Below are 7,735 nucleotides of genomic sequence, written 5' to 3'. Positions count from 1 at the left end.
ATGCTGAATCTTGTGATTTAGAAGCATGGGTAAAGAAAAATATCTTGACTGAAAACAACTTAGAAAAATTTATATTTATCCAAGGAAAAAGAGGCAGAGGTAAAAGTGTTTTCTGCAAAATATTCGCAAATTGGATCAGACAACATTTACATCCTTACTGGACACCAATTTTAATTAATGTCAAAGATATCAAAGTTTTATCATCTCAGTTAGCAGAAACATTAACTGCAAATTTAGATATTAGCTTGATTCGTGGTGATCATAATTGGTTAAGAAATAAAAATCATCGTTTTGTTTTTATCTTTGATGGTTGGGACGAATTACCAACTGCGTCTAGAAATAATCAAAATCTGGAAAAATTTATTTGGCAAGTTAGCGAATTTCAGCAACAATGTAACAATGATGAAAGCATGGGACATAAGGTATTAATTACCAGCAATGTGATTCCTTTATCAATTATCTCTAATTTACCCACAAATTTAGAAAGAGTAGAAATTCTTCCCTTAGATCAACAACAACAACAACAATGGTTAGGAAAATGGCAATCTCTACCAAATAATCACGGCAAAAATACAGATTTACAGCAGTTTCTAGTGAATCAAAAATGTCCTGCAATTATTCAAAAATTAATTTGTGAACCATTGTTACTATACTTTTTGGCGGGAATGTATCGAGATGATCAACTGGTAATTGATAATTTAGCAGCGGATAATACTCGAACTGCTACAGCTTTAATTTATCAAGCAGCCATAAATTGGCTGATTGCTAAATCAGGTGATACTTTCCATGATCAATTACTAAATTTAAAAGATATTCTCACAGAAGCTGCTGTTGCTGTCACCCAGTCAGGTGAAGAATTTTCTCCAATATCAATGCTAAAATCTCGGCTAGGAGATGATGCCAAATCTATCAATGATGAAATTATCAGAACACCTTTAGCAGATTTTTATGTTTATCCTCATCATGAATCAGACAATCAGGTAAAGTTTAGCCATCAAAGTTTTCGTGAATTTCTCTTTGCTGACAGGTTGAAATTAAGCCTAACTGCCTGGACACAGTATTATAATACGGAATCTGCGAAAGAATTAATTACTAATGAAGCAGAGATGAATTGGCAAATTTATGATTTGCTGGGTTTTGGCATTCTTACCCAAGAAATAGTTGAATATTTAATGGGTTTAATGATTGCTATTCCCAATTTTCGTTGGGTACAACTATATAGACGGTTGGATGATTTTTATGTTAGTTGGTGTCAAGGTAAATTTATTGATACGGCTGAAGAAACCTTACCCCAGACTAAGCTGCGAGAATTGCAAAATGCTGGTGTTTATCAATTAGGTCAGCGTCAAGTAGATGTTTATGCTGGGTTAAATGTGATGATTTTACTTTTAGCTATACAGCGTTATGCTCAAGAAGATGAGTTACTCAAAGAGCATATAATTTTTTATCCCTCTGGTCAACCGGAAGAGAATAATTTCACCTATCAATTACAAAATATTATTTATTACAGTAGTTGTTTACAGGGTGAAAATTTCCGCAGTTTAGTTGGTCAATTTTTGGGTGGCGCTCATCTTCGTAGTGCCAGTTTGTTACAAATAAATCTTAGTTACGCGGATTTAACAGAAGCAGACCTCAGCCGCGCCAGTCTTTATGGGGCAAACTTTAGCTATGCTAACCTTAACCGTGCCTATTTCATTGGTTCAGATTTAAGAGATGTAGATTTTTCTGGTGCAAATTTAGCAGAAACTTACTTGAGTGGTGCAAATTTGAGTCGTGCTAACTTATGCGGTGCAAACCTTAAAGATGTGGATTTGAGTCGCGCTAATCTGAGTGGTGCAGACTTACGCGGTGCAAACTTTGATGGTGCAAATTTTATGGGTGCTATATTTAGCGATAATACCTTTGGCGCTATTCGTTGGGATGAAAAAACTAATTGGCAAAATGTGGAAGGTTTAGAAATGGCGAAAAATGTCCCCTTGACTTTGAAGAAACGATTTTTGAGAGACTTTTAATTTCTGGGGGGAGAAATTGTCCGGGGAAACCCCGCCCCTATTTTTTGTTTAAAATGGAATGATATGAGGATATATTTAGATATCTATAATTGTCTCAATCTACCGTTTGTTCTTGAATCTATGAAGTCTTATTTAGCCGCCGCTATTCAAATGACCAGTGTGCCTGATTTACAAAAAAATTTGGCACAAGCAGAAGAATTAATTGATTTGGCTGTGCGTCAAGGTGCAGAGTTGGTGGGTTTACCAGAAAATTTCTCTTTTATGGGGGAAGAAAAGGATAAACTAGCTCAAGGAAATGCGATCGCTCAAGCAACGGAAACATTTCTCCAAAAAATGGCACAACGCTTTCAAGTTACCATTCTCGGCGGCGGCTTCCCTATCCCTGTAGATAGTAGTGGTAAAGTTTATAATACAGCATTACTGATAAATGCCAACGGTCAAGAACTCGCCCGTTACCAAAAAGTCCATTTATTTGATGTCAATGTCCCTGATGGTAATACCTATCAAGAATCCAGCACTGTCATGGCTGGACTGGAATTACCTCCCGTTTATGCTTCCCCGGAGTTAGGGAAAATTGGCCTTTCTATTTGCTATGATGTTCGCTTTCCCGAACTGTACCGACATCTATCCAATCAAGGCGCAGATATTCTATTTGTTCCCGCAGCCTTTACGGCTTTTACTGGTAAAGACCATTGGCAAGTATTACTCCAATCTAGAGCGATAGAAAATACCTGTTACGTTATTGCTCCCGCCCAAACTGGTACTAATTATGACCGTCGCCAAACTCATGGACACGCCATGATTATTGACCCTTGGGGTGTCATTTTAGCAGACGCTGGGGAAAAACCAGGAGTGGCGATCGCCGAAATCAAACCCACCCGACTAGAACAAGTTCGTCGCCAAATGCCATCCCTACAGCATCGCGTATTTTAGCCACACCCCGGCAGATACCCGACCTCTTCAAGAAGTCGGGTATCTATTTGGGATCTATTTCCTAAGTCAGCAAAATCTTTTTCCCAAAACACTTGACATTATCTGAAGAGAACTGCTATATTCTCTATAGTGAATTCGTTGGGGCGTAGCCAAGTGGTAAGGCAGTGGGTTTTGGTCCCGCCATCCCTAGGTTCGAATCCTAGCGCCCCAGTCATAGAAAAAGCAAGTTTTAACGACTTGCTTTTTTTTATACTCAAAACAGTTGAAACATGGACTTTTGTAAAATTACAAAAAACCTTGATTTGTAGGGGTAAAGCAAAAGCTTATTGGTGTCAACTTAACGTAAAACATCTATCCCGCAAAGAACTCAAGTCGTCTCATTCCCAGTCTCTGACTGGGAATGAATTCTAGAAGGCTCTGCCTTCAATGATATTAGAGGCAGAGCCTCATTAACTGCATTCCTAGTCAGAGACTAGGAACGAGATGTGGTAGGGATTTGAGATTAAGTTGACACCTATGAAGCTCTTGCTTTACCCCTGCGTTTAGAATCAAACAATCAAGCCGTTTTGAGTATATCAACAAGAGTCAAGGTACAGATTGCAGTTAGGCAGCTAGGTTTTTATACAGGTTGATTACCGTTCCTGTTGTGAACAGTATAACACTAGAGAACGCAAAAGATAAATTCTCTGATCTTTTTAACCCACCTTTGCTAAAAAGAAACTCTATGCGGTTAAAACCGCAGGAGTCGATTATATCTCAGGGAACCAAGTCACTGAGCTTTACGCTTACCGCGAACTCCTGTAAAACCTGTTTATGTCTCTAGTAGTTCGTCAAATTTATTTTGACGGGTAATGAGCGGAAAAAACTTCTGTTCTTCCCTCCCCTGCCCCCCCCTGCTTGCCTTCACCCGTCATTTTCGGGTTGACAGACTACTAGTGGTCATCGGATTAGCTTACCAACAGCAATTGAATATGTATTACACTGCACACCAAAATATCGCTTACCAGAAACTACCCGCATTGCTGATAAATTAGCCTCTGCAAGATAAATATTCCCACAATATTTGCAGAAAATTTATGTTCCTCACACTGATTAGACATATACCTGTTTGAAGGTATTAGCCAAGAACTACTTGCTGAATACGTTCTGTTAAGTATATCTGTAATCATAGGAAGAATAAGTATTGATTATTATACAGAAAACATTGGGTATCAAATATCTCTAAAAGTTTTCTAATTATCATCTTCTTCCAGATATATTGTTGCAATATGAGAGGAATATGATTGTGGCTACAAATGCGATAACATTGAAAAAATTACTTACTAGCTCTACACATAAGGTAATTGATATCAAAAAAATAGTTCCAATTGCACTTTATCATCGGTGGTTAATATTAGGGATTTCCTGTGCAGTCATGTCAGTAACAAGTCTGATAGCTATCACTACTAAACCAACTTATCAAAGCTATATGCAAATATTGGTAAGTTATAATTCAGATAAATCTTTACCAAATAGCAAAATCGAAAAGATAACAGAAGACTTACGTAAACCGCAGCTATCATCCATTGACTACAGTAGTCAAGTTAAATTAATGCTGAGTAGTAAATTACTACAGAAAACTGTAAATTTACTTCATGCTGATTACCCACAAATGACTATAGAAGATATTTATAATAACAGCAAAATTGATGAAGTTTCATCCTTAGGACTAACTCAGTTACCAGTAGATACAGGAGTTAATCAAAATTTCACCCAAGTATTTTTACTCTCTTTTACAGATAAAGATCCTCTCAGGACAAAAAGAGTATTACAAGCTTTAGAGAAAGTATATCAGGACTATAATACCGATCAAAAAAATCAGCGGATTAATCAAGCATTAGCTTTTGTTAATACCCACATACCACAACTACAAAAAGATGTATTAAAAGCCGAGAAAAAACTAGAAAAATTTCGTCAACAAAATAATTTAATTGATCCAGTTTTACAAAGTCAAATTTTATTACAGTCTTTAGCAAATATTCAAAAACAGCGGCAAACAACTCGCGCTCAACTGCAAGATGTTCAAACTAGACATAACAGCCTAGAACAAGCAATTGAGTCTTCCAATCGAAATAACATAAATATAAATTATTCCCCGGAATCTAGCCAAAATCAAGCCTTAATTAGTGAATTTAAGCAAACAGAACAAGCCTTAACGCAAGCTCGTTTTCTTTATACAGAAAAACATCCTATCATCCAACAACTGAAGCAGAAACAGCAAATTATCAGTACATTATTACAACAACAAGGACAAAATAAAACTATTACTATCAATAGTAAATCAAAATTATCAAAACAAATCATCCCAAAGGTAGAAAATGATTTAACTCAATTAAAAATGAACGCATTAGGACTAATTGCTCATGATCGTGATTTAGCAGCATCTGAACAAGAAATTCGTTCTTTGCTGAATACATACCCAAGTTTAATTACAGAATACAAGAGGTTAGTTGCCAACATAGAAAGTTATCGCAAAACACTGCAACAATTGACGCAAGTGCAAAATTCATTAGGTGTTAAAATCGCTCAAGAAGGTTTTAATTGGCAAATTTTAGAAGAACCCGCTTTAGGAATACATATAGGTAATTTACGCTGGTTACTGATTTTTGGAGGAATATTAATGGGTCCAATATTGGGTTTAGCAGCAGCCTTAATTTGGGAAAAATTTAATAATGCAATTTTCTATCCTCATGATTTACAAGATTTGACTAATATTCAGTTATTGGGGTCAGTACCAAGATTAGGAAAACGTCAAAATAGTTGGAAAAACCAACTCCAATCTATAGTTAGAGATAAATCTAAAAGTGTAGATATTTCTCATCCAGGAATTATCAAAAATTTGCCAACTCATAAAACATTGGATATTATTTACCAGAATATTCAGATGTTAAATAATTCTCTACCTTTAAAATCATTGATGTTAACTTCTGCACTACCAGGAGAAGGAAAAACAACTTTGGCTTTAGGGTTAGGAGCTAGTGCGGCTCAAATGCACCAAAGAGTATTAATAATTGATGCTAATTTGCGTTCTCCCAGTTTACATAAAATTCTAGGGCTGACCAATGATTGGGGTTTATCCTTATTACTGGTTGATGATATCAATACATCATTTAATACTTACATTCAGCCTATCCACCCAGCTATTGATGTTTTAACTGCTGGTCCCATACCAGAGGATGTGGTAAATCTGTTAAGTTCCGGGCGAATGCAAGAATTAATGAATTTATTTGAACTAAACTATGATTTAGTCTTAATAGATGCACCCTCTGTTTTAGATACAGTTGATGGCAGAATTGTGGCTTCTTTATGTAATGGGATTGTTATGGTAGGAAGGATTGGTAAAGTTACACCCCATAAATTGATGGAAGCTACAGAAATTTTAAGCAAGTTAAATTTAATTGGCATTATTGGTAATGAAGTCTATGATTATCCCCAAATATTGACACCATGAAAAGAGGATTCAGGAGTTTAGAAGAAGAAAGAAGAAAGAAAATTACCCAGTTTCCAGTTCTCAATCTGTCTGTTTAGAGAATTGCTGAACTAGAATAGTAGACGCTTGTGATCAAACAATTAGCATGAAATTCCAACTTTTATTAGGCAATTTGTTTTCTGAGATGAAAGGTAGACATTGGTGGATAGGTATCCTGATCTGGTTTGTATTACTTGCTCCTGCACAAGCATCTGTAATTCTGCGTGTGGCAATTGAAAGAGAAGTCAAACAGGTAAAAGTCGGTGCTTCCACAACCGCTATTGTGAAAGATAGTAGTGGTAAGACTCTTGGAGAACTACCGGGAATGAGTGCCTTTGCGGCTCAAGCAGTTCCTGGGGGAGTAGCTTTAGATAGATGGCAATCCGGGTTATTTTGGATAGAACCCACCAAGAAGGGATATGTTTATATTGGCGATCGCTGGTTTCGTGGTAGAACCCTAGTAGTCCCCACAGCCAATGGTTTAACCGCTGTGAACTGGGTAGATTTAGAAGAATATCTCTACAGCGTCATTGGTGGAGAAATGGACACTAGCTGGCCACAGGAAGCCCTGAAAGCTCAAGCCATAGCCGCCCGTACCTATGCCCTCTATGAACGCGAAAGACAACGGGGAAATCCCGTTTACGACTTAGGAGATAGTCCAGACCGTTGGCAAATTTACAAAGGTGTCAGTAGTGAATCCCCCAAAACCTACAGCGCAGCAGACACCACCGCCGGCAAAGTCCTCACCTACAACAACCAAATCATTCTTTCCGTCTTTCATGCTTGTTCCGGTGGACACACGGAAAACGTCGAAGATGTTTGGACTAGCAAAGAACCTTACCTGCGGGCTGTTCCCGACTTTGATCAAAATATCAAAGAATGTAACTGGGTAAAAACCTTTACCCCCGGAGAAATTAGCACCAGAATTTCCGGTGTCGGCAATGTCAAAGACATGATTATCGAAACTCTCTCACCTTTCAAAAGTGTCAAATCCCTAAAAATTATTGGTGATAAAGGGACTAAAATTCTCCAAGGTGAAGAAGTGAGAACTGCACTCAGAATTAAAAGTACCCGTTTTACTGTTAATAAAGACGCAAATGGCGGTTTTGTTCTCCAAGGACTAGGTTTTGGACACGGTGTAGGAATGAGTCAGTGGGGAGCTTACGAACTAGCAAAACGTGGTGCAAACCACCTGCAAATTTTAGGATACTACTACAAAGGAGTAGCCCTGACACCTATTCAAGCAAAGTAGGGGGAGTAGGGGGACTGGCTCTTATAAGCA

4 protein-coding genes, 1 tRNA gene and 1 pseudogene are annotated in these 7,735 nt (G+C 37.5%); all 6 read left to right on the top strand.

Annotated features, from left to right (window positions below; translation table 11 throughout):
• Positions 1–2,012: pentapeptide repeat-containing protein (locus IQ228_RS16400; protein ID WP_193963571.1), on the top strand; the 2,012-nt coding region annotated here is incomplete at its 5' end.
• Positions 2,013–2,132: 120 nt separating this feature from the next.
• Positions 2,133–2,945 carry a carbon-nitrogen hydrolase family protein gene (locus IQ228_RS16395; RefSeq protein WP_027404055.1) on the top strand — a complete coding sequence of 271 codons (813 nt, stop codon included), beginning with the start codon at positions 2,133–2,135 and terminating at the stop codon, positions 2,943–2,945.
• 139 nt (positions 2,946–3,084) lie between these two features.
• A tRNA-Gln gene (locus IQ228_RS16390) sits at positions 3,085–3,156 on the top strand.
• Between the two features lie 720 nt (positions 3,157–3,876).
• A pseudogene (locus IQ228_RS16385) lies at positions 3,877–3,993 on the top strand (endonuclease V); the annotation flags it as partial.
• 237 nt (positions 3,994–4,230) lie between these two features.
• A complete protein-coding gene (locus tag IQ228_RS16380) occupies positions 4,231–6,435 on the top strand; it encodes a polysaccharide biosynthesis tyrosine autokinase (RefSeq protein ID WP_193963569.1) in 2,205 nt (734 codons plus the stop codon).
• Between the two features lie 124 nt (positions 6,436–6,559).
• Positions 6,560–7,705, top strand: a complete 1,146-nt coding sequence (locus IQ228_RS16375; protein ID WP_027404053.1) for a SpoIID/LytB domain-containing protein — start codon at positions 6,560–6,562, stop codon at positions 7,703–7,705.
• Positions 7,706–7,735: the final 30 nt, after the last annotated feature.

The sequence above is a fragment of the Dolichospermum sp. LEGE 00246 genome (genome assembly GCF_015207865.1).
Taxonomy (GTDB): Bacteria; Cyanobacteriota; Cyanobacteriia; order Cyanobacteriales; family Nostocaceae; genus Dolichospermum; species Dolichospermum heterosporum.
This window is presented reverse-complemented; position numbering and strand designations above follow the sequence as displayed.

Bases quoted from the DNA above. Each gene is read 5' to 3' on its own strand.
- IQ228_RS16395 (WP_027404055.1), top strand. From the start codon at position 2,133: ATGAAGTCTTATTTAGCCGCCGCTATTCAAATGACCAGTGTGCCTGAT.
- IQ228_RS16375 (WP_027404053.1), top strand. From the start codon at position 6,560: ATGAAATTCCAACTTTTATTAGGCAATTTGTTTTCTGAGATGAAAGGT.